The sequence below is a fragment of the Paenibacillus sp. FSL K6-2524 genome (genome assembly GCF_038005525.1).
Taxonomy (GTDB): Bacteria; Bacillota; Bacilli; order Paenibacillales; family Paenibacillaceae; genus Fontibacillus; species Fontibacillus anaericanus.
Genome location: NZ_JBBOSP010000001.1, coordinates 6,159,819 through 6,178,383, shown reverse-complemented (window position 1 = coordinate 6,178,383; position 18,565 = coordinate 6,159,819). Strand labels below are relative to the sequence as shown.

General features: G+C 39.0%; 20 protein-coding genes and 1 pseudogene. 15 read left to right on the top strand and 6 right to left on the bottom strand.

The window, feature by feature from the left end; genetic code table 11:
• Positions 1 to 109 precede the first annotated feature (109 nt).
• From NST85_RS28695 to NST85_RS28685, 3 genes are all read left to right on the top strand, one after another.
• A complete protein-coding gene (locus tag NST85_RS28695; protein WP_341191183.1) occupies positions 110 to 1,789 on the top strand; it encodes a glycerol-3-phosphate dehydrogenase/oxidase in 1,680 nt (559 codons plus the stop codon).
• Between the two features lie 223 nt (positions 1,790 to 2,012).
• On the top strand, positions 2,013 to 2,180 hold the full coding sequence (locus tag NST85_RS28690) for a CxxH/CxxC protein (protein ID WP_127191516.1): 168 nt from the start codon (positions 2,013 to 2,015) through the stop codon (positions 2,178 to 2,180).
• Between the two features lie 339 nt (positions 2,181 to 2,519).
• Positions 2,520 to 2,693: a hypothetical protein gene (locus NST85_RS28685; protein ID WP_341191032.1), complete on the top strand. Its 174-nt coding sequence runs from the start codon at positions 2,520 to 2,522 to the stop codon at positions 2,691 to 2,693.
• A 189-nt stretch (positions 2,694 to 2,882) separates the two neighbouring features.
• Here the strand turns inward: NST85_RS28685 and NST85_RS28680 are convergent, their stop codons facing one another.
• The gene (locus NST85_RS28680) at positions 2,883 to 3,203 is read right to left on the bottom strand and encodes a hypothetical protein (RefSeq protein WP_341191031.1); all 321 of its coding nucleotides are present in this window, start codon (positions 3,201 to 3,203) and stop codon (positions 2,883 to 2,885) included.
• Positions 3,204 to 3,915: 712 nt separating this feature from the next.
• Here NST85_RS28680 and NST85_RS28675 point away from each other — a divergent pair.
• On the top strand, positions 3,916 to 5,010 hold the full coding sequence (locus tag NST85_RS28675) for a beta family protein (RefSeq protein WP_341191030.1): 1,095 nt from the start codon (positions 3,916 to 3,918) through the stop codon (positions 5,008 to 5,010).
• Positions 5,011 to 5,033: 23 nt separating this feature from the next.
• Here the strand turns inward: NST85_RS28675 and NST85_RS28670 are convergent, their stop codons facing one another.
• Positions 5,034 to 5,840: a sce7726 family protein gene (locus NST85_RS28670; protein WP_307400278.1), complete on the bottom strand. Its 807-nt coding sequence runs from the start codon at positions 5,838 to 5,840 to the stop codon at positions 5,034 to 5,036.
• 128 nt (positions 5,841 to 5,968) lie between these two features.
• Here NST85_RS28670 and NST85_RS28665 point away from each other — a divergent pair, with 128 nt between their 5' ends.
• The 4 genes and pseudogenes from NST85_RS28665 to NST85_RS28650 all read left to right on the top strand — a co-directional run.
• Positions 5,969 to 6,283, top strand: coding sequence for a type II toxin-antitoxin system RelE/ParE family toxin (locus NST85_RS28665; RefSeq protein ID WP_307400280.1), 315 nt, complete (start codon positions 5,969 to 5,971; stop codon positions 6,281 to 6,283).
• A gap of 15 nt (positions 6,284 to 6,298) precedes the next feature.
• Entirely contained in the window at positions 6,299 to 7,372 is a 1,074-nt protein-coding gene (locus NST85_RS28660) for an ImmA/IrrE family metallo-endopeptidase (protein ID WP_341191029.1), read from the top strand.
• A 345-nt stretch (positions 7,373 to 7,717) separates the two neighbouring features.
• A complete protein-coding gene (locus NST85_RS28655) occupies positions 7,718 to 8,338 on the top strand; it encodes a hypothetical protein (protein ID WP_341191028.1) in 621 nt (206 codons plus the stop codon).
• 401 nt (positions 8,339 to 8,739) lie between these two features.
• A pseudogene (locus NST85_RS28650) lies at positions 8,740 to 8,922 on the top strand (IS256 family transposase); the annotation flags it as partial.
• 205 nt (positions 8,923 to 9,127) lie between these two features.
• Here NST85_RS28650 and NST85_RS28645 read toward each other — a convergent pair.
• Positions 9,128 to 9,466: a helix-turn-helix domain-containing protein gene (locus NST85_RS28645; protein WP_307400287.1), complete on the bottom strand. Its 339-nt coding sequence runs from the start codon at positions 9,464 to 9,466 to the stop codon at positions 9,128 to 9,130.
• 416 nt (positions 9,467 to 9,882) lie between these two features.
• Here NST85_RS28645 and NST85_RS28640 point away from each other — a divergent pair, with 416 nt between their 5' ends.
• Positions 9,883 to 10,752 (top strand): DNA-binding protein, encoded by an 870-nt coding sequence (locus NST85_RS28640; RefSeq protein WP_341191027.1) that lies wholly within the window; start codon positions 9,883 to 9,885, stop codon positions 10,750 to 10,752.
• Between the two features lie 328 nt (positions 10,753 to 11,080).
• Here the strand turns inward: NST85_RS28640 and NST85_RS28635 are convergent, their stop codons facing one another.
• Positions 11,081 to 11,683 carry a TetR/AcrR family transcriptional regulator gene (locus NST85_RS28635; protein ID WP_341191026.1) on the bottom strand — a complete coding sequence of 201 codons (603 nt, stop codon included), beginning with the start codon at positions 11,681 to 11,683 and terminating at the stop codon, positions 11,081 to 11,083.
• A gap of 135 nt (positions 11,684 to 11,818) precedes the next feature.
• Between NST85_RS28635 and NST85_RS28630 the strand changes: the two genes are divergently transcribed.
• The 3 genes from NST85_RS28630 to rlmH all read left to right on the top strand — a co-directional run bounded on the left by NST85_RS28630 (position 11,819) and on the right by rlmH (position 14,359).
• Positions 11,819 to 13,081, top strand: a complete 1,263-nt coding sequence (locus tag NST85_RS28630) for an MFS transporter (RefSeq protein ID WP_341191025.1) — start codon at positions 11,819 to 11,821, stop codon at positions 13,079 to 13,081.
• Positions 13,082 to 13,188: 107 nt separating this feature from the next.
• Positions 13,189 to 13,641, top strand: a complete 453-nt coding sequence (locus NST85_RS28625; RefSeq protein ID WP_341191024.1) for an SRPBCC family protein — start codon at positions 13,189 to 13,191, stop codon at positions 13,639 to 13,641.
• Between the two features lie 238 nt (positions 13,642 to 13,879).
• Positions 13,880 to 14,359 (top strand): 23S rRNA (pseudouridine(1915)-N(3))-methyltransferase RlmH, encoded by a 480-nt coding sequence (rlmH, locus tag NST85_RS28620; protein WP_341191023.1) that lies wholly within the window; start codon positions 13,880 to 13,882, stop codon positions 14,357 to 14,359.
• A 44-nt stretch (positions 14,360 to 14,403) separates the two neighbouring features.
• Here rlmH and NST85_RS28615 read toward each other — a convergent pair whose 3' ends face one another.
• On the bottom strand, positions 14,404 to 15,315 hold the full coding sequence (locus NST85_RS28615; RefSeq protein ID WP_307394820.1) for a helix-turn-helix transcriptional regulator: 912 nt from the start codon (positions 15,313 to 15,315) through the stop codon (positions 14,404 to 14,406).
• A gap of 99 nt (positions 15,316 to 15,414) precedes the next feature.
• Between NST85_RS28615 and NST85_RS28610 the strand changes: the two genes are divergently transcribed.
• The 3 genes from NST85_RS28610 (at position 15,415) to NST85_RS28600 (ending at position 17,337) form a co-directional block, all read left to right on the top strand.
• On the top strand, positions 15,415 to 16,356 hold the full coding sequence (locus NST85_RS28610) for an alpha/beta fold hydrolase (protein WP_076133036.1): 942 nt from the start codon (positions 15,415 to 15,417) through the stop codon (positions 16,354 to 16,356).
• Positions 16,332 to 16,922, top strand: a complete 591-nt coding sequence (locus tag NST85_RS28605; protein ID WP_341128200.1) for a YdeI/OmpD-associated family protein — start codon at positions 16,332 to 16,334, stop codon at positions 16,920 to 16,922. The genes NST85_RS28610 and NST85_RS28605 overlap by 25 nt, the downstream gene beginning before the upstream one ends.
• A 226-nt stretch (positions 16,923 to 17,148) precedes the next feature.
• Positions 17,149 to 17,337, top strand: coding sequence for an alpha/beta fold hydrolase (locus tag NST85_RS28600; protein WP_341191022.1), 189 nt, complete (start codon positions 17,149 to 17,151; stop codon positions 17,335 to 17,337).
• Between the two features lie 142 nt (positions 17,338 to 17,479).
• Here NST85_RS28600 and NST85_RS28595 read toward each other — a convergent pair whose 3' ends face one another.
• Entirely contained in the window at positions 17,480 to 18,355 is an 876-nt protein-coding gene (locus NST85_RS28595) for an IS110 family transposase (protein WP_256716424.1), read from the bottom strand.
• Between the last annotated feature and the right edge of the window lie 210 nt (positions 18,356 to 18,565).

Below are 18,565 nucleotides of genomic sequence, written 5' to 3'. Positions count from 1 at the left end.
AATGACACTTGGAGATCCCCTTACATTATGGCCGTTTGAATAGACGCCCTACAGTGTAGCGGGGATCTTTTATTATTGTGGAAGAAGCGGGAGGTTGGTATTGGTGATGATGGATTGTCTATTTGCCAGTAAAGGAAGAGAGAATAGGCTTCAGCAGATGGCGTCCATGCCTCTTGATCTATTAGTGATTGGTGGGGGAATTACGGGATCGGGTATTGCCTTGGATGCAGCTGCGCGTGGAATGAAGGTTGGCTTGGTTGATATGCAGGATTTCGCAGCGGGGACCTCCAGTCGCTCAACTAAGCTGGTACATGGTGGCCTAAGGTACTTGAAACAACTAGAAATACGACTGGTGGCCGAAGTGGGTAAAGAACGAGCCATCGTGTATGAGAATGGACCTCATGTAACGACTCCAGAACGGATGCTGCTCCCTTTCTATAAAGGTGGGACATTTGGTAGTCTCAGTACTTCTCTGGGCCTTCGGGTGTATGATTTCTTGGCAGGTGTCAAAAAATTAGAACGTCGGAGGATGCTCTCAGCAACAGAGACACTAGGAAGAGAGCCCTTGTTAAATGCATCTAACCTGCTAGGTGGGGGTTCTTATGTAGAGTACCGCACGGATGACGCGAGGTTGACGATCGAAGTATTGAAGGAGGCAGTGCAACGGGGTGCGCAGGCTGTGAATTATACAAAGGTGAACCAATTTATTTATGATAATGGCAAAATGATCGGTGCGTCTTTAACAGATGTACTTAATGAGTGCACTTACGAGGTCCGGGCGCGAAAAATAGTCAATGCCGCAGGTCCTTGGGTCGATACACTACGCGAATTCGATAATTCGAAGCAGGGTAAGAGGCTCCAACTAACGAAAGGGATCCATTTGGTGATGGATCGCAGCCGTTTTCCCTTGCGGCAGGCGATTTATTTCGATACCTCTGATGGCAGAATGATGTTCGCTATTCCTAGGGACGGCAAGGCTTATATCGGCACAACGGATACGGAGTACACAGGAGATATTGCTCATCCTCAAGTGAATGCCGCTGACCAGCAGTATATATTGGATGCTCTTCGTGATATGTTCCCTGAGATTGACTTGACTGCCGATGATGTGGAGTCGAGTTGGGCAGGCGTTCGCCCCCTGATCTATGAGGAAGGAAAAGGCCCCTCAGAAATCTCCCGTAAGGATGAAATTTGGCAGTCGGCCTCGGGGCTTATTTCGATGGCAGGTGGTAAATTAACAGGCTATCGAAAAATGGCTGAAACGGTAGTTGATCGGATTGCGGTGCAATTGGAGGAAGAAGGTGTGGGTTCTTTCCTGGCCTGTGCGACAAAGGGTGTTCCAATATCGGGTGGACGAGTTGGTGGATCGGATTCTTTTAATGATTATGTGCTGAGGAAGGCTGATGAAGGCGAGAAGCGGGGAGTTTCCTGGGAATTGGCAGAGATCTGGGCCCGTAAATACGGTTCTAATGTTGGTCGATTATATGAGTGGTTCGATGTACATACTACACAGGCGGATGTTGCCTTTAATTGTGGGTTGCCGCCCGAAGTAGGTGTTCCTCTTCTGTATGCGATGAATGAGGAGATGGCGGCAACACCGGTAGATTTTTTTATACGACGTACGGGGGCGCTTCTGTTCAATATTTCTTGGGTTAGAACGTGGAAGACACCGGTAGTGGAATATATGGCACAGTATTTAGATTGGACACCTGAAGCCAAGGGCCGGTATGCAGAGGAATTGGATTTGGCGCTGCATGAGGCTGTTGTTCCAGTTAAGGTGGATGAGTAGAGGAAAACGCCGCGCGAGGATGGATGGCAATAAGAAAAGGAATCGGCTAAGCTAAATCTATTACATTCGAGCAAAAACCTTTGGTGGAGATGAATTTGGCGGGAATAACGTGAGCAAAGCGGTTCCTTTTTCGCTGGGAGTGTGGTAGAACAGATAAGTGGGAACAACTAGAGATAGGAAGTCACACTACAGAGAGACCGTAGAGAGAGGATGCTACTAGCTTATGTTTATCGTATGTAAAGATCATGTGGAATTAGCCATTGATATGTTTGTAGACGAATTCGAGGATGCTCCGGATATTGTAAAATTGGAAGACACGAAGTTTGCGAACTGGGAGCCGCCTGTGACTTGTCAGGAATGTCAGGAGAAGGCTGAGTTTTTGGTTGTTTGAGGGTAGTGAGTATGGGGACTAAGTAAATTGTTAATTGAAATAGCCCAATAAGAGTAACAACTAAATATTAAAATTTAAAAAGGCAACTTCGGATTGAAGGTTATGACGGAGTTAGCCTTTTTTGTGTTGGGATCGTTTGGTGTGGAGGATTAGTTCAACAAGGGCTGGCAAAGCGAAAATCTGAAAAACGTTCTATTCTACATATTTTCGTCAATCATATAGAATAGATTAATGTGATTTCGAAAAGGGGTAAATATATTGAAGCAATAGTCAAGAGAAATTGGGATAAACGCTCCAATTGAGCATGTATGGTCATATTTAGATGTTTCGATAGAACAGATGCAGAAGATTATGCCTCAAGTGGTGGAGAATAAACCAGTAAAAATTACTAAAGAAGTTGTAGGCAGTATATGTTGTGCCGTTCAAAAGCGCCGTCCAGATTTAGTTCAGGATACACGCGCTGGACAACTGTTGAAAGCAGGATATCACAGGCAAAAGGTTCTTTTAGATTGATTTTCATACTTGAATTCTCCTCTCAGATCATACTAAATTACGATGTAAAGTGATTGGTTCAGTATTGGGGCTTTCCTTGAAATAAGGAAAGCCCCATCCGCTGTTGAATTAGCGGATGGGGCTATGTTTAAAAAATGCTTTTCAGTCTCTTCATTGAAGGTGAGTTCGATGTCTTTTACTCTGTGCTTATCATTCAGGCTGATCTTCTTTACTATCAAGTGAAGTAAGGTCTTGATGACTATTGTCTTGTTGGCTATCCCCGTAGCGGGGATGGTTGTTAGCTTTTGCTGCTGCAAGAGCTTCAGGAGAAACATAGAATGGTTCAGTGAGTTCTGATACCCAGAACAGCGCGAACTCAATGGGGCTTCCTTCAATAGCTGGTGTGCCATCGGCCCAATCTTTTTCAAGAGTGAATTGGATACTGCCCTCGCCCATTGTTACAAACAAATCTGTGCCATCATAATAAGGCTTTACTGTATCTCCTTCCTGAAAAGTAAGAGCGACCCTCACTTGGTGTACGGGCCGCTCTTTTTTGTGGATTTGGATTTATTTTTCTGCGATTGCCAAGAAGTGAATGTCGCCTTCGGAGTTGAAGGTTGATTCAAACAGTGATAAGAATTTTCTGTGTGTTTTGTTCATTTTATTTACCTTCATGGTTAGTATTCAAAGGTATGATATAAAAATGAAATTTGGTTTATTACAAATTTTATATTTATTAGTTATAAGTTACTTTGAAATAAGAAAGGAAAACTCCAACTCAATTTCCTGATTATCTGAACTCAATTTTGTCGAAAATGCGTTTGAATTCATTCTATCCTCAATAAATACATTAGTTCTCCAATTGGTAGATTAAAGATGAATATAAGTGTAATACTTCAATTTTATTAAGGCGCTTTCAAAATAGAAAAAATTAGGTAATACATAATGTCAAAAATTGAGTTAAACATGCTTGTGTCAACACTGTTGATTATTCTGATAATGTAATTATCTGTATATAATTTCTTGTTTTGTGGTAGTATTAGACTAAGAATTCTCAGTATAAACACAAGAATGGGATAATAGACATAAAAAGTGTTGTGTTACCATTAGTTCTTTAGTTTTGTTTACATATATAATCAACAAGGGTCTCTATCAGAAATTCTAATTAGAATTGAATGTAATATAGATATTGAAAATAAAGGTGAAAAGGTGATAGTTAATTATTTCGTAGGAGGATAAAATTATGTACTGTCCTATCATGAAAAACCGTGATGAAGAGTTAAGAGTTCTTAAAGATATGAATAATTACTTTGGGGATTCAATCACTCCTATAATAGAAGTTATCAAGGATGAATATTTGATTCGCTACAAAACTGATGAAGTTACTGGTAAATATATTTTTGAAAAGAAACCAGGAAATAAAAATAGATCAAAAATAGAATTAGACCCACACGAAGAAGATATTATTACTTTAAAAGGTATTGAGGAACGACATAAGGGAAAGAAAGCCTTCGTTGACTTTTTTAGATTTAGTGAGAAAGAATACGATAATAAAGGATTTAAAGGCATTGAGTTATCGTTTAAATTAAGCAGGGACTATACTTACTACAAGCAACGTGTCCTTCAGATAGGACATTTCAAGAACTTAATTCCTGTAATTTCCATAAAAAATGGTTTTAAGGTAAGTGAAAGGGAATTACTTGAATTTATAAATGAGCTAAGGAAGGAAAACCCCTCAATAGCAATAAGAATAACAGACAATTTAATAGAGGATTATTTAGAAGTATTAGAAGATAATTTAACCATGGAAGATTATCTGATGTTAGATATTAGAAGTCAGCACGTTGATTCTAAGTTTATCGAATTAGAAGAGTTCCAAGAAATGGAGACCAAAGCAAGTAAAATCCTCCTTAATTCACCGAGATCACGAAGTTACAAGAATGGTAACTACGAGAATTTAGACTATACAAACAAAATTGATAATAAAGTAGCTGTTCTCTATAAAAATTATGGTTTCCAAGGTTTTGGCGACTTTGGCGGATTGAAGGATGATTTGCCCTCAAATTCTGGAGGAAATGGGAAGGGAGCAGCCTTAGGACTACTTTTCGTAAAAGAAGAAAATGCCTTTTATTCAATTGTTAACAATGACACCAATATGGGGGTTTCCGGATATAATTATGTGAGAACTGAAATTCTCAAGAGATTAGATTTTCTTGATAAGGAAGACAACTGTGTAGTTATAAAAAGAATAAAGGATATGAAAATCAAGTTTGGATCTTGGGCAACATGGAATAATATTACTTTATCTAGATATATTCATCAGCAGTCCCGAAAATAGTATACTCTTCACAGGTATACTCTTCACAGGTATACTATTTTCGGAGATAATAGATTCTTGAAGAACCACTGGTAATCGATCTCTAAAATATCTGAATTATTATCAACTAAAAAACCCCAACTTTCTCGGAATTTGTTTTTCAAGCAAAGCTTAAATAATTTATTTATTTCTTTATCTGTTTTGTTGTTAATTATGAAGTTGATCATTGCATCTTTGGTTTCTAAATGAGGACATTTAAAGAATGAAAATAAATCTTTTTTCGTCAACACAGACAACTGAGCTAAGGAAGAAATAAAATTTGAATTGGTTGCTGGGCGGTATTTTTTGAAAATGTATCTACCTGTTTTGGTTACGTTATAGGTATAAACACCACATTCTTTTTGAAGATGAGGCAGCATGATATTTAGGTTTTTCTCCGAGCATATGAGGTATACTTCATCGAAAACTTGGAAATAATCAGTCATTTGCTGGTTTAATCTTCTAGGAGTATCTAAATCGGTCTTTATCTCATAGGCTGTACTAATTCCGTTTATTTTACACAAATCAAGTCTGCTTTTACCAACATTCAATTCGAAGATTGAAACGTGGTTATTTGTTTTCAGAAGAACATTGTTTATGAAAGTTGATTTAATAGTAGTCTCATTCGGATAATGATGTAGAAGAAATTTGTTTAAAGATTCTCTAATTGTTAAGTCATCATCAAACTGACTAGGCAACTGACCATCAAATATCTCTAATACTTTATTTTGAACAGATGCGTTGCTGAGGAATGTTGAATACTGATTTGATAATAATTTTGCATATTCAAAATAGTTATTTTTCTTTGACATAATGCTACACTCCATTCTTAAGTAATTATAAAATTATTTTGATTGTTAGTCCACACTTCATAAATTTACCTGATACATTAACGTATCATCATTTTTCCGGTTTATTTTTATGTAAAAGGGGAATACAGATGAACATTTCTTATATGAGTACTAAGCTTGAAAAAGTACTAACCAATGAACGCTTGATAAAGCGGGAATACACGGCATTCTATAAAAAGTTGACCAACAGAATGTCTGAATTAAGGGCTGCAAACAATTTAGATGAAATTCCGCACGTTCCTCCACCAAATCGGCATAAACTAAGTGGAGATTATAATGATTGCTGGGGAATTGACGTCTCTAAAAATTATCGCATTGTACTAAGGCCTATTGGAGACTGGGAGTCGACCGACTTAACAACAATCCGTAATGTAGAAATAATAACCGTTGAAGATTATCATTAGAAAGGAGGTCTAGTAATGGGTGACGAATTTATTGTACACACAGGTTCAATCATTAAAGAGTATTTGGATGATATTGGACTTAGTCCGAAAGAATGTTGCAAACAAATCGGAATAAGTGAAGAATATTTCAATAACTTACTCAACGGAAAAAATATGATTACTGAAGAAGTAGCCAATAAGTTAGAAGAGGTTATTAAAGGTATCCCAGCTTCCTACTGGTTGAACTATGATAATAAGTATAGAGAGTTTCTTAATAGGAAAGAAATTGGATTTCAACTGTATGCCATAGATGAATTAAAAAGCTATGCAAGAAGATTCAAGTTTAACACTGTATTTGGTGGCTTAGACTGGGACCTGACAAGACAAGCGAAAGAAATGATGGAACTTCTAGGAATTTCGAGTTTTGAACAATTTGATACAACTTATTCTAATCTGAATGTGGACTTTATGGAAGATGGTGGAGAAAAAGAATCAATTGCTATTTGGCTTAATCTAGCTAGAGAAGAAGTTGAAATTCAGAATAAAGACTTATCAAATACCAATTATAGCAAAGAAGTACTTACTAAATCCTTAGATAAGTTTAAACTCCTTGCTTTAAATTATGATTATGAAAGCTCACTAAAAAGTACTAGAAAATTATTGAATCGTCTTGGTATTTATCTAGTGTTCATTGATGCAATTGATAACAGTAAAGTTCGAGGTGCCCTCACAACATATAAAGAGAATCCTGCAATTTATCTTAGTGGGAGATTTAAAACTCATGATCATATATGGTTTGCCCTAATGCATGAAATTGGTCACCTTATAAAGCACTATACCCCTAATCGACCAATTATTAGTTTTGAAGACGAGTTATTTGAATTAAGGCATACATTAGATACAAAAGAAGAAGAAGCAAATGAATTCGCTAGAGATTATTTTATCGACAAATCTGACTATAAAAAATTCGTTGATAGTAATAAATTTGACGAACAAGGTGTATATGCGTTTGCGCAAACTCAAAATGTCCTTCCGGGTATCGTTGTAGCACGATTACAACACGATGGCTACATTGGGTATGAAAAGTTAAATTTTTTAAAGAACAGATGAATTTGAATATTGCATATTAAATTTTACTGGATCACAGTAAATTAGAATCTTAAAAATACCTTCTTATGACTCAATTTCGAAATAAGAATGTATTTTTTTGTTGTTTGTAGTGAATGGTCGTTCTACTAACCTTTCTTAAGATAGATCAACGGAGAGGCTGGAATTTCGCCCTATAGATGATACGGTGAACCGTATCATAAGTAAGTGCGGTTTATAAGCCATAGGCATTGATATAACTTGCCTATATTAATTTTTGTGGTTGAAAATACCCTATCATAAGTAATGATTGATTTTATTTACTATATATGTATAAAATAAACGATTTTAAGAATGGAGAAATACAATATGTATATCATTGAAGGATACAATTATTCACTTGATGAATATGTAGGACATATTGAAAAAATCGGCAATAATAATCCTCAAGAACGAAATTATCAAGAACTTATATCTTATTTCTTGAAGAGGATATTCATAAATACAGATATTGAAGTAATAGATGTTTCTACTAATCGCAATACAAAACTACATAATCGTGATAATTACACTGGTAATGGCGGTACACCAGATTTATTGTTGGCGCGCGGATATCAATATGTAAATATTGATATTGAAGAACAAAGTATTGAATATATTGCAGCGATTGAAATAAAGGCATTTAAAAAACAGTTGAATGAATCAGAACTTATTAAGAAACATAAAAAACAATTAGAGTCGCACTTATCTAAAAATAAAAAAGTAATATTTACAGATTGTGTTACATGGTGTTTTTTTCATAATGGCAATCTTGAGCCTGAGAGAAGTTTTAATTTAAAAGGTAACCCTATTGAATGGAAAGCAGAGAAGAGGAAAGTGGATGAAGCTGTAAAAGAACCGTTAAACATTGAGTCAGATTACTTAGGAACTAAACATAAAGAGTGGAACGAGCTACAGAATTATATTAGAGAATTTGTATATAAAAAATAGAAAATAAAATTTAGTGCTACGTGTTAATAATACAAACCCTAATTATGATGAAATATCACCAATATTCCAAAGGAGATAAGATATTTAAAACCACACTTAGGTACATCACGGAGAACCTTACCACAAATAGGGCGGAATTTTTGGCCTAAACGATCACTGAAGTCTTCCTAAGGAGTAGTGAGTGTGAGGTAGTGAAGTTCTTCATGTAGGATATGGAAGGATTTCTACAGTGTAAAATGAAAAAGCTGTCCTTTGGAGAATACTGTAAAAGGTAACCTAATATTAGTAAAAGTGAAAATGTCGCGGATTGCGGCAGTTTCCTTTGTATTTAGCGTAAAATAGATTGTGTAAACTCCAAAACCTATTAAAATAGTAAATATATGAAAGGTTGGGGAGAACATATGGGATTATGGACAAAGCAGCAACTACGAGAGTTCATTAAAGAGAACAAGTTGGTATCTGCACAAGATGCCCAAAATGCATTAAAAGAGTTGTTTGCTGAGACATTGCAAGAGATGCTAGAAGGTGAGATGGATACTCACTTGGGCTACCAGAAGCATGACATGCAAAATAAACAGACGACCGGGGAGGAGCCTGTTAATAGAGTTTACACAAAAGATTTGACAGACCCGGGGATTATAAGGGGTAGATTAATGAAAGTACCTTCCTAGATCTGTATTAGTGCACTCCGTTGCATTAGTATCCGTCCCAACCCACGAAGGGCACCTAACTAGGGTGCCCTAAAAAATTCGCCGTTACTGTGAACCGTACCATAATCAACAGTTTACTCTACTCCCCCTTAAACTCCATAGCAGTAATAACATCCCTGGTTATCTTCGTAATCAGGGCTACTTCTTCTTCACTCCTAGAGCTGATTAAGGTCATATGTTCATCTATCGCTTTGTGGCGGTAAGTGTCGTTTTCAAATTGAAATAGTTCAGTAGCGGGCACTTGAAAAGCTGTAATTATTTTCTCAAGCGTCTCCAAAGAGATATTACGATCACCTCGTTCTACCCCACCAATGTAACTGTAATGAAGCGATGCGGCTTCAGCAAGTTGTTCTTGTGTCCATCCTTTTGCTTTTCTAAGTTCTCGTATCCGGCGTCCAACGAGTTCTGGTAAATTCATAACATCACCTCAACTTAAGGTTAGAAGAGGAGGATAAGTCATTACAGATAATCAAAAACAAAAATAATTATCCGTAATAAGTACTTATAAGTACAATTGTACGCTTCGATAGGTCTTTGATAGTCACTATTTTTTAGTTTATCTATTGATTATTTTCTGATATCTTGTATGGCACACGTAATCTTCAGCTATTAATCGTGAAAACATTTTTTTGACTTCTAAGTTCACATACTTTTACTTAGCGTTTTAAAGATTATTCAATCCTTTAAGGGGAGATTAGGTAGATAGCCATTAATGTATAATTAAAGTAGAAATTATATTGAAATTATTATTATATAAAAGTACTATTTATCTTGACCAACATCACAATAAACTATACAATTAGGATAAATTGGATAAAAAAGGGGTTAACCTTTATGAGGGATTTCACTCTTTATGAATCTCTACATCCTGATGTTATTGTGAAGATGTTGAAGATGGCCTTTTCATTTGAAAATTGGGATAAGTTAAGTGAAATATCTAATGTGCTGTGTATTTGTGTCCATCGGATCTACGAAGAACAGCAGGAGGGGGTACCCAGAAAGTATGTATATCTGGAACGACCACTCGTTTATTATTATGGGTTTGGTCTTCTCATGAGGGGATTGGCCCTTCTGAAGCAAGGAAAGTATGAACAGTCAGGAGAGTGTGTATCCAAGTATACTGATCTAAGTTGGATGACTCCTTTAGATGAAGAGGGCTATCAAATTGTAGAAGATTTTCGTTTCTATGCAAAAGCGAATAGATATGCTCTGGATATATTATCTGGTAGGGATGAAAGAATGGACGAATACGTGCACTTTTTGCGAGAAAATCCCGAAGAGGTGTTGCCGGGGTTAAACAATATTTTGCAATCTGCGTTCCTACATAATTTGGATGTAGATCACATTCTGCATGTTTTTGCGGAGGAGATAGGGAGGTTCGGGGATTATGAGGATTCCGTTAATGTGGCATATTACTATACATACTCATATTTTCTCGCCGTGTATTTAATCAAAAAGGGGAAATACCGGGAGTCTGTAGATTATATTATTCAATCTTTGTCGTTGTCCCATAAGCTACATAATGATCGGGAATTCAAGCAATGTATCGCATTGTTTGAGACGTATCGAGACTTCGCTTCAGATGTTCAAATAGATGAGTATAAGGTATTTCAAAAATTTATTTTAGAAGGGGCTGTTAACAATGAAAAAATGGTTGAGTTTATGGATGCTGGCGTTAATTATCATTTGTGTGGGAACGATTAGCGAACAGAGTGTAGTCATTCCGAGCAGTCATGGGGCAAATTACTAAAAGAAGTTGAGGTCTTTATAACATTCATTATCTACTGCGTACCAGAGCACTCTCAGTGGTGGAAAGTACATTAATATAGATTGTCATTATCATAGCTAATCAAAAGGAGCCTCGTGAGTAGCAACGAAGCTCCTTTTGATTTTAAAAATCTATGTATATAAAAAACCAATGTACTCATTTCAGGCATCATCACAATATACGCTTCATTATCTTGCCACGGTAGAGTCACTAAAAGAGAAACGTTGTTTGTCCTAAAACTATAATTCTCCTTCATGGTGAGCATTACCCGAGTTCGCTTAGGCACACCATTTTTAAATAATTAGCAAAGCTCTTGATATTCATCCGTATATGTCGATTATTGCCTTCGAGTTTGCTCATCATGATGCCACCCTCCATGATGGAAAGGGCGAAGGTAGCTAGAGCATCGATATCGAGGTCTGACTTGAATTCACCGCTTTGTATACCTTCGGATATAATTAATTTGAGGGATTCTAGCGTACCGGTTAGGGCTTGCTGAGCTCTTTCGCGTAAACCGGGATGACAATCATCGCTTTCAATAGCCGTGTTGAGGAGCGGGCATCCACCGATGAAGGGCGGCGCTTCAACCACGTTCTCGTACACATGTAAATAAGATAATAGCTTACCAGATGCCGTTTCTTGCTGATTAATTGCCCGGGCAAGCTGGGCTCCGACAACACTACCCGCATAGTTAAAGGCTTCATAAGCAATCTCATCTTTATTGGAAAAGTGTCGGTAGATGCCGCCTTTTTTGATGCCTGTCAACTCTGTTATCTCAGACAAGGATGAGCCCGAATAACCCTTCTGGTTAAAGAGTTCAGCGGCTTTAGCTATGATGTATTTACGGGTTTTTTCACCTTTTTCCATCGTCATCCTCCGATTTAATTGTATTTGTACATGTAGTATATCAAATGAATTTGCGCTCTTGCAAAAGAACTGTTCTATGCTATTATAAAAGATACCGATCGGTATCTTTTATAAACGGCGAAGGTGGAACGAACAATGGCCATGACATGGTTCAAGGAATCTAGGTATGCTTGGATTGGATTAGGATCGCTCTGGATTATTGGAGTTATTGGTGGATTGACTCGATTCAGCATGGCTTTTTTTCAGGTGCAAATATCTGAGGATTTACAGATTAGCCGGGGATTCATTTCGATGGCGTGGTCAACCAATTTATTAATTACAGCCTTATGTGCACCTTTGGGGGGCTGGCTCGTGGATCGTTATGGTCCTAAGAGGGTACTGTTGTTAAGTGCAGCCATGAGTACATTGGGAACTGGCGTTGTTATGTTAGGACATCATCCTATTGTTTTTTTTATTGGATATGGTGTTATCTGTGGTTTGGCTGGTATTGGGACGACGACGAATTATATGCTGCTGTTTCAATGGTTTCGTCATCATCGGGCTAAAGCAATGGCACTACTAGGGAGCGCCTCTTCTGTTGGATTAGCGGTTATTACGCCAATCTTCGTATCGGTGGGCTGGTTGACTTGGAATGATGCCTTTAAGGCTTCTTTTGCTCTAGGTGTTCTTGTGACATTGCCTATAATCTGGCTGGGAATTAAGGGACCCCAACAAGAAAATATGAAGAAAGCCCGAGTGGATAGTTCAATAGAAGTCGAAGGGGATGCTACACCAATAGGAGGTATTTCATCACCAAAGAAATTTGTTCATCTTTCTATCTTTATCGTCGTCGCTATTGCGTTGTTTACCTGCGGTCTCAACATGGGGACTGTCGAGATGAATTTGGTAGCCATACATCAATTGGCAGATGTATCACCAAACATGATCGCACTATCTATGAGTATACTTGGCATTATGGAAATCACGGGGACGCTCGCTTTTGGCTATTTCCTGGATCGATACAATAAATTAATCATGATGTCCATTTTATATGGCATACGGATTATTGGTTTTGCCTTTCTCTTTATGCACTTAGGAGTTTCACCTATTCTTTTTGCTATAGCGTTCGGGATTACCTACTTAAGTGCAGTACCGGGGGGTCTCCTTATTATCAATGAGTTTGCAAATGGTAAAGGGAAACAAACCGGTTTTCTACTTCTCTTCCATCAGGGAGGCGGTGCATTGGGCGCATTGATAGGAGGGATATTCTTCGATTATTTTCAAAATTATCAGAGCTTGATCATTGTTGACGTTATCATCTGTATCTTCGCAACGCTGGGGTATTTCGTCTTATTCACGACCCAGAGAAGGAGTCTTGGAGTTCAAAACAACAAGGCTGCTGTAAGCGAGGTACTTTGACTTAGATAAGGGCTGGCAAAGCGTAAATTTGAAATAACGTTCTATTCTATATTTTTTCGTCAATCATATAGAATAGATTAATGTGATTTCGAAAAGGGGTAAATATATTGAAGCAATGGTCAAGAGAAATTGAGATAAACTCTGCAATTGAGCATGTATGGTCATATTTAGATGGTTCGATAGAACAGATGCAGAAGATTATGCCTCAAGTGGTGGAGAATAAACCAGTCAAAATTACTGAAGGGGTCGTAGGCAGTATATACCGTCAAAAGTATAAAGAGGGTAAACGCATCGAGGAATATGATGTACATACTTTAGAGTATTCCAATAATCTGAACGATAAGAGATTGAAAATTGGATTTAGTTTGGCAAATGCCTTTGAGATTACTGCTTTATATGAATTGCATAGAATAAATGATCAGACAACAAAACTTAGATACACAGCAACAAATAAAGCATTGAAGTGGTATGTAAAGATTTTTATGATATTTGCGAATGAGAAGGTCGTTGTTAAATTTTTGGAGAAGGTTAAAAAGGTCGCTGAATCAGAGACTCAATAAGATCGTGGGAGTGCATTAACCACCCTGCATTAAAAGCTAGTTCAAAAGAGTAAGTAACACCAAAAAGGAGGGTTATTCCAAAGGCAGCAACTGCCGAAGGGGTATCCCTTTTTTGCGGATGGATTGTAATGTGAAGTGCGACAGATGATTAATTCGCATTCGTGATATAATAAGCCGGAAAATAACTTAGAAGTGAAGACGCTATATAAGGGCGTATTTATATATTTAGGAGGCAGTTATGTTTATTCAAATTATTGCGGTAGGCAAATTGAAGGAAAAGTATTTGGTTCAGGGTATAGCTGAGTATGCGAAACGGCTGACGCCTTATATTAAGTTTCAAGTCGTGGAGGTACCCGACGAGAAAGCACCGGAGACGATGAGTGAGGCGGAGGTACTGGCTGTGAAGGCACGCGAGGGCGAACGCATCCTCGCGCATGTGAAGAGCGAGGCGCATGTTATTGCGCTCGCGATTGACGGCAAGCTCTGGAGCTCGGAAGAGCTTGCCGCAGAGCTGGATCGGCTCGGAACCTACGGGACGAGCCATGTCGTGTTCATTATCGGCGGGAGCCACGGGCTCGCCGATGAGGTCATGCGCCGCGCGCAGCAGCGCATGAGCTTTGGGCGCATGACGCTGCCCCATCAGCTCATGCGACTGGTATTGACGGAGCAGGTGTACCGTGCGGTGAAGATTAATCGGGGTGAACCGTACCATAAATAGGGCGAAAAGTTGAGTTGAAGGTTGAAGCTTTAATGCTAAATATATCAGGAATAGTTCTCCATCATTTGATATAAATAATTTCGAAAGTCTTCAACATAGGTTTTGGGCTCTACAACTTTTAGATGAGTGCCGAAGCTTGCTAAAAGTTGAAATCCCATACGATTTTGTGGGACATAAATGGTTGCTAATAAAAATCCAGAACTATGGTCTTCAATACTTCTTCGACCATACCTTTCGATGATTTGATCTTTTATGCTAGGCGATATCCAGGCCTTAATCGTGACGAATTCAGGTAGATAATTTGCTTCGTGTACTTGCTCTGACCAATCGTCTCTAGGATGAAACGCGCGTTCATCCATAGTAATATGATCGATCCGAGATAACTTGAAAGTTCGATATCCCTGTCGATGTAAACAGAATCCTTTCAAGTACCAACTCGATTCGCTAAAATGCAGCTCATAGGGCTCGACCATTCTATTCGTTACAGCCCCGTCCTTATCTGTATAATCAAACGAAACCAGCCTCTTTTTTGAAATGGATTCTTGACATGTCTTTAAGGTTTCAAGAATCTCGGACCGACCTTCCCAATCATAAAACGACAGTTGAATGGAACGATTTAGAGACAATGGACTAACCATTGCCTCTATTTTTTTTATCGTTCTTTCAACTTCTTCAGTACGGAGGATTTGTTCCAATCCGCCGAGCGCAGTTAATATATTCTGTAAATCGGAGCTGCTTAAAAGGCGTTTATCAACCTTGTATTCATCCATTATGCCGTAGCCCCCTTTGACCCCATTGACAGAGTAGATCGGGATGTTCGATAAGCTCAATGTTTCCATATCGCGAAGGATCGTTCTTTTGGAGACATTGAATAGTTGTGAGAATTCCGTTGTAGAAACAACCTCTTTTTTCAGCAATATCATGATAATCGAAATGAGTCTCTCCACTTTGTCCATAATTGCCCTCTTTTTTTACATGATTTCAGAAAGGTGACACCTAGATGTCACCTTTTATCCATTATACTACAAGTATCACAAGAAGGAGGTTTTAATTCAATGTTTAATCCAACCGATTTTCCCAAGCCCACCCTTATTTCAGCCAACGGTGTGGAACTCGAAGTGTTTGAAGCAGGCCGAGAAAACGCAGGAAAACCTATTGTACTCTGCCACGGCTGGCCAGAGCATGCCTTTTCTTGGCGCCATCAGATGGACGCACTTGCCGCAGCGGGCTACCATGTCATCGTCCCCAACCAGCGGGGTTACGGCAACTCATCCCGTCCGACCGAAGTAACAGACTATGACATTGAACACTTGTCGGGTGATCTCATCGCGCTTCTCGATCACTATGGATACGAGGACGCTACCTTTGTCGGTCATGACTGGGGTGCATTCGTCGTTTGGGGACTGACCTTGTTGCATCCAAACCGCGTCAATAAAGTGATAAATCTGAGCTTGCCTTACCAAGAGCGCGGAGAAAAACCCTGGATCGAGTTCATGGAAGAAATACTTGGCGGCGATTTCTATTTCGTCCACTTCAATCGACAGCCAGGCGTCGCGGACGCCGTATTCGAAGACAATACATACAGGTTCCTTCGCAACCTGTACCGGAAGAACGAGCCTCTCAGAGCACCTGAGCCAGGTATGGCGTTGATCAATCTCGCCAGAGCAGAAACACCGCTCGGTGAGCCCGTATTGAGCGAAAGCGAGCTGGCCGTTTACGTCTCCGCTTTTGAAACATCAGGGTTCACGGGCAGCATAAATTGGTACAGGAACCTTGACCGCAACTGGCGCTTATTGGCGAAAGTGAACCCAATCATCCAGCAGCCGACCCTCATGATCTACGGCGACCGGGATGTGGTTGCGAAGTCTGAAAACCTGACAAAGTTCGTGCCCAATGTGGAAGTGGTCAATCTGGATTGCGGTCATTGGATCCAGGAAGAAAAGCCGGAAGAAACAAACCAAGCGATTTTAAAATGGCTGGAACAATGGGAGATGTAGTTTTTTTCAACAACCAAGAAGAGTTTAACGATTGGTTAGAAGAACATCATGCTGAAGCTAGTGAAATTTGGGTGGGCTATTTTGGGATAAGTACAGGGCGTGCAAGCCTTACTTGGTCTGCATCAGTAGATGCCGCTCTTTGTTTTGGGTGGATTGACGGTATACGAAAAACCATTGATAAACAAAGCTATAAGATTCGCTTTACTCCGCGCAAAGTAAATAGTGTATGGAGTGCTGTGAACGTAAAGAAGGTAAAAGCACTAATACAGCTTGGAAAGATGAGACCAGAAGGAATGCACGTCTTTAACAACAGAACCGATGCACAAGGCTATTCCTCTGAACAAAGAAACGTGGAACTTGCCAAAGAATATGAAGAACAAATCAAGGCAAATCAAACAGCCTGGCTATTCTTCACTAATTTATCACCATCCTATAAAAGAGATTCTATCTGGTGGGTAATGAGCGCCAAGAAAGAAGAAACACGATTAAGAAGGCTTGGAATATTGATCGCTTCATCTGAAGAAGGGCTAAAATTTCAACATTGCAAAAAATATATTACAGAATAAGGAAATATAAATAACAAAAGAATCGTTAAAAGGATTTTTGGTACTGCATAAATCTGGGTCTATTGTTTCCCTGATCTTTAGGAGAGAGGAGCTACTGTATTTCTCAATCAATTAGGGTTTAATTCTCATCAAAAGTCAGAACGTTTTAAATGCGAGGCATAAATCAAATCGCTAAATGAAGAAGGGATGAAACAGCTCATCCAAAATCGCAACCCCCTTCATTTTTATGGGTCAGCCGACCCTCATGATCTATGGTGACCGGGATACGGTCCAGAGGTCTGAAAACCTGACAAAGTTCGTGCCTAATGCGGAAGTGGTCAATCTGGATTGCGGTCATTGGATCCAGCAAGAAAAGCCGGAAGAAACAAACCAAGCGATTTTGAGATGGCTGGAAGAGCAGAATGATGCTGAATAGAGTCGCTTAGCAAGCAAAACTTAGAAAAACAATAAGGACACCCAAACAGGCAATGTCATTAAGTTAAGCTCAAAGGTAAGAACGGGAATAAAAATGGAATTCAAAACGGCATGGGAAAGCCCCGTGCCGTTTGTTTTTTACTTCACGCAAGGAAAAGGCGTATAACTAACAAAGCAGAAATACTGCAATAATTGAACAGGCGGAGAGAAAAGCATCGCTCTATGTTCTGTTCCAATCCAGTAAGATGCTCTTGGTACTGAAGAATGAGGGTAATAAGGACTTTCAAATTGATTAAGTGGCTTGCATACATGGTTTGCTGAAATGGGTTTTGTTTTGCCGCAACTAGCAGCCGTTGCACCCGTTGGTTAATCCAGTCCTCTGAACGCCCCCGTTTTGAAGAAAGCAGTTCTTTCATCTTAGATTTGAGTGTGTTTTCATCCGTCTGTAATACTGAATATGAGGTTGGGAATTCACTTAAAAACTGTAATGAAATACCGGAATACATAGCTCCAAAGACACCTTTGTAAGCAGGGAAAACCTGATCTAAAACAGCTTGGAATTGTAGTTTAGTTTGTACACACATCTTTGAAAGAGACTCATATTGTCTTGTAAGATAGCGCAGATTGAGAAGTTGCACACCTCTTTTCTTAAACGGTTCAAATTCTTCTTTGTAGTACAGCTCTCCCAATAGGTAAGCGTCAGCAGCATCCGTCTTTACTTTACGAAGTTGAGACTTCCTAAGCCGATTTGAGATGAGCGGATTAATAACAATATAAATATAATGATGTTCCTCTAGGAACTGAACAACGGGACTTTGATAATGACCGGTTGCTTCTAGAATAAGCAAAGGACGTTGTTGAGATGCAAATTCAACTTCTGTTAAAACTTGAAGGAAATTTGCTAAACCATCTCGAGTGTGCTCGAAGTGGAATATCCCTTGGAATGGCTTTCCGCGCTCTAGAAAGGCTTGTCCATGGCTTTCTTCTTTAGAAATATCTAGACCGATAACTGGATTCATTTCATCTCCCCTTGTAAGTGTAGATTCACCGGCATCCCCTAAGGTTGATCTTCTTGTCGCTCCATAGCATCGCTTGTTATACGGGATCTTACGTCCCAACCAGCCTCAATCATGGTCATGACAAGTAGGGGTGAACATTATAGCTCTCGGGATCAAGTCCCACGGGCAGGTACGTTCGACCAGGCTACTTTAATCCTCTATGCAAATGAA

Excerpts from the sequence above, each read along its gene's own strand:
- NST85_RS28695 (WP_341191183.1), top strand. The coding sequence starts at position 110 with ATGGATTGTCTATTTGCCAGTAAAGGAAGAGAGAATAGGCTTCAGCAG.
- NST85_RS28690 (WP_127191516.1), top strand. The coding sequence starts at position 2,013 with ATGTTTATCGTATGTAAAGATCATGTGGAATTAGCCATTGATATGTTT.
- NST85_RS28685 (WP_341191032.1), top strand. The coding sequence starts at position 2,520 with ATGCAGAAGATTATGCCTCAAGTGGTGGAGAATAAACCAGTAAAAATT.
- NST85_RS28675 (WP_341191030.1), top strand. The coding sequence starts at position 3,916 with ATGTACTGTCCTATCATGAAAAACCGTGATGAAGAGTTAAGAGTTCTT.
- NST85_RS28670 (WP_307400278.1), bottom strand. The coding sequence starts at position 5,840 with ATGTCAAAGAAAAATAACTATTTTGAATATGCAAAATTATTATCAAAT.
- NST85_RS28665 (WP_307400280.1), top strand. The coding sequence starts at position 5,969 with ATGAACATTTCTTATATGAGTACTAAGCTTGAAAAAGTACTAACCAAT.
- NST85_RS28660 (WP_341191029.1), top strand. The coding sequence starts at position 6,299 with ATGGGTGACGAATTTATTGTACACACAGGTTCAATCATTAAAGAGTAT.
- NST85_RS28655 (WP_341191028.1), top strand. The coding sequence starts at position 7,718 with ATGTATATCATTGAAGGATACAATTATTCACTTGATGAATATGTAGGA.
- NST85_RS28645 (WP_307400287.1), bottom strand. The coding sequence starts at position 9,466 with ATGAATTTACCAGAACTCGTTGGACGCCGGATACGAGAACTTAGAAAA.
- NST85_RS28640 (WP_341191027.1), top strand. The coding sequence starts at position 9,883 with ATGAGGGATTTCACTCTTTATGAATCTCTACATCCTGATGTTATTGTG.
- NST85_RS28635 (WP_341191026.1), bottom strand. The coding sequence starts at position 11,683 with ATGGAAAAAGGTGAAAAAACCCGTAAATACATCATAGCTAAAGCCGCT.
- NST85_RS28630 (WP_341191025.1), top strand. The coding sequence starts at position 11,819 with ATGGCCATGACATGGTTCAAGGAATCTAGGTATGCTTGGATTGGATTA.
- rlmH (WP_341191023.1), top strand. The coding sequence starts at position 13,880 with ATGTTTATTCAAATTATTGCGGTAGGCAAATTGAAGGAAAAGTATTTG.
- NST85_RS28615 (WP_307394820.1), bottom strand. The coding sequence starts at position 15,315 with ATGGACAAAGTGGAGAGACTCATTTCGATTATCATGATATTGCTGAAA.
- NST85_RS28610 (WP_076133036.1), top strand. The coding sequence starts at position 15,415 with ATGTTTAATCCAACCGATTTTCCCAAGCCCACCCTTATTTCAGCCAAC.
- NST85_RS28605 (WP_341128200.1), top strand. The coding sequence starts at position 16,332 with ATGGCTGGAACAATGGGAGATGTAGTTTTTTTCAACAACCAAGAAGAG.
- NST85_RS28600 (WP_341191022.1), top strand. The coding sequence starts at position 17,149 with ATGGGTCAGCCGACCCTCATGATCTATGGTGACCGGGATACGGTCCAG.
- NST85_RS28595 (WP_256716424.1), bottom strand. The coding sequence starts at position 18,355 with ATGAATCCAGTTATCGGTCTAGATATTTCTAAAGAAGAAAGCCATGGA.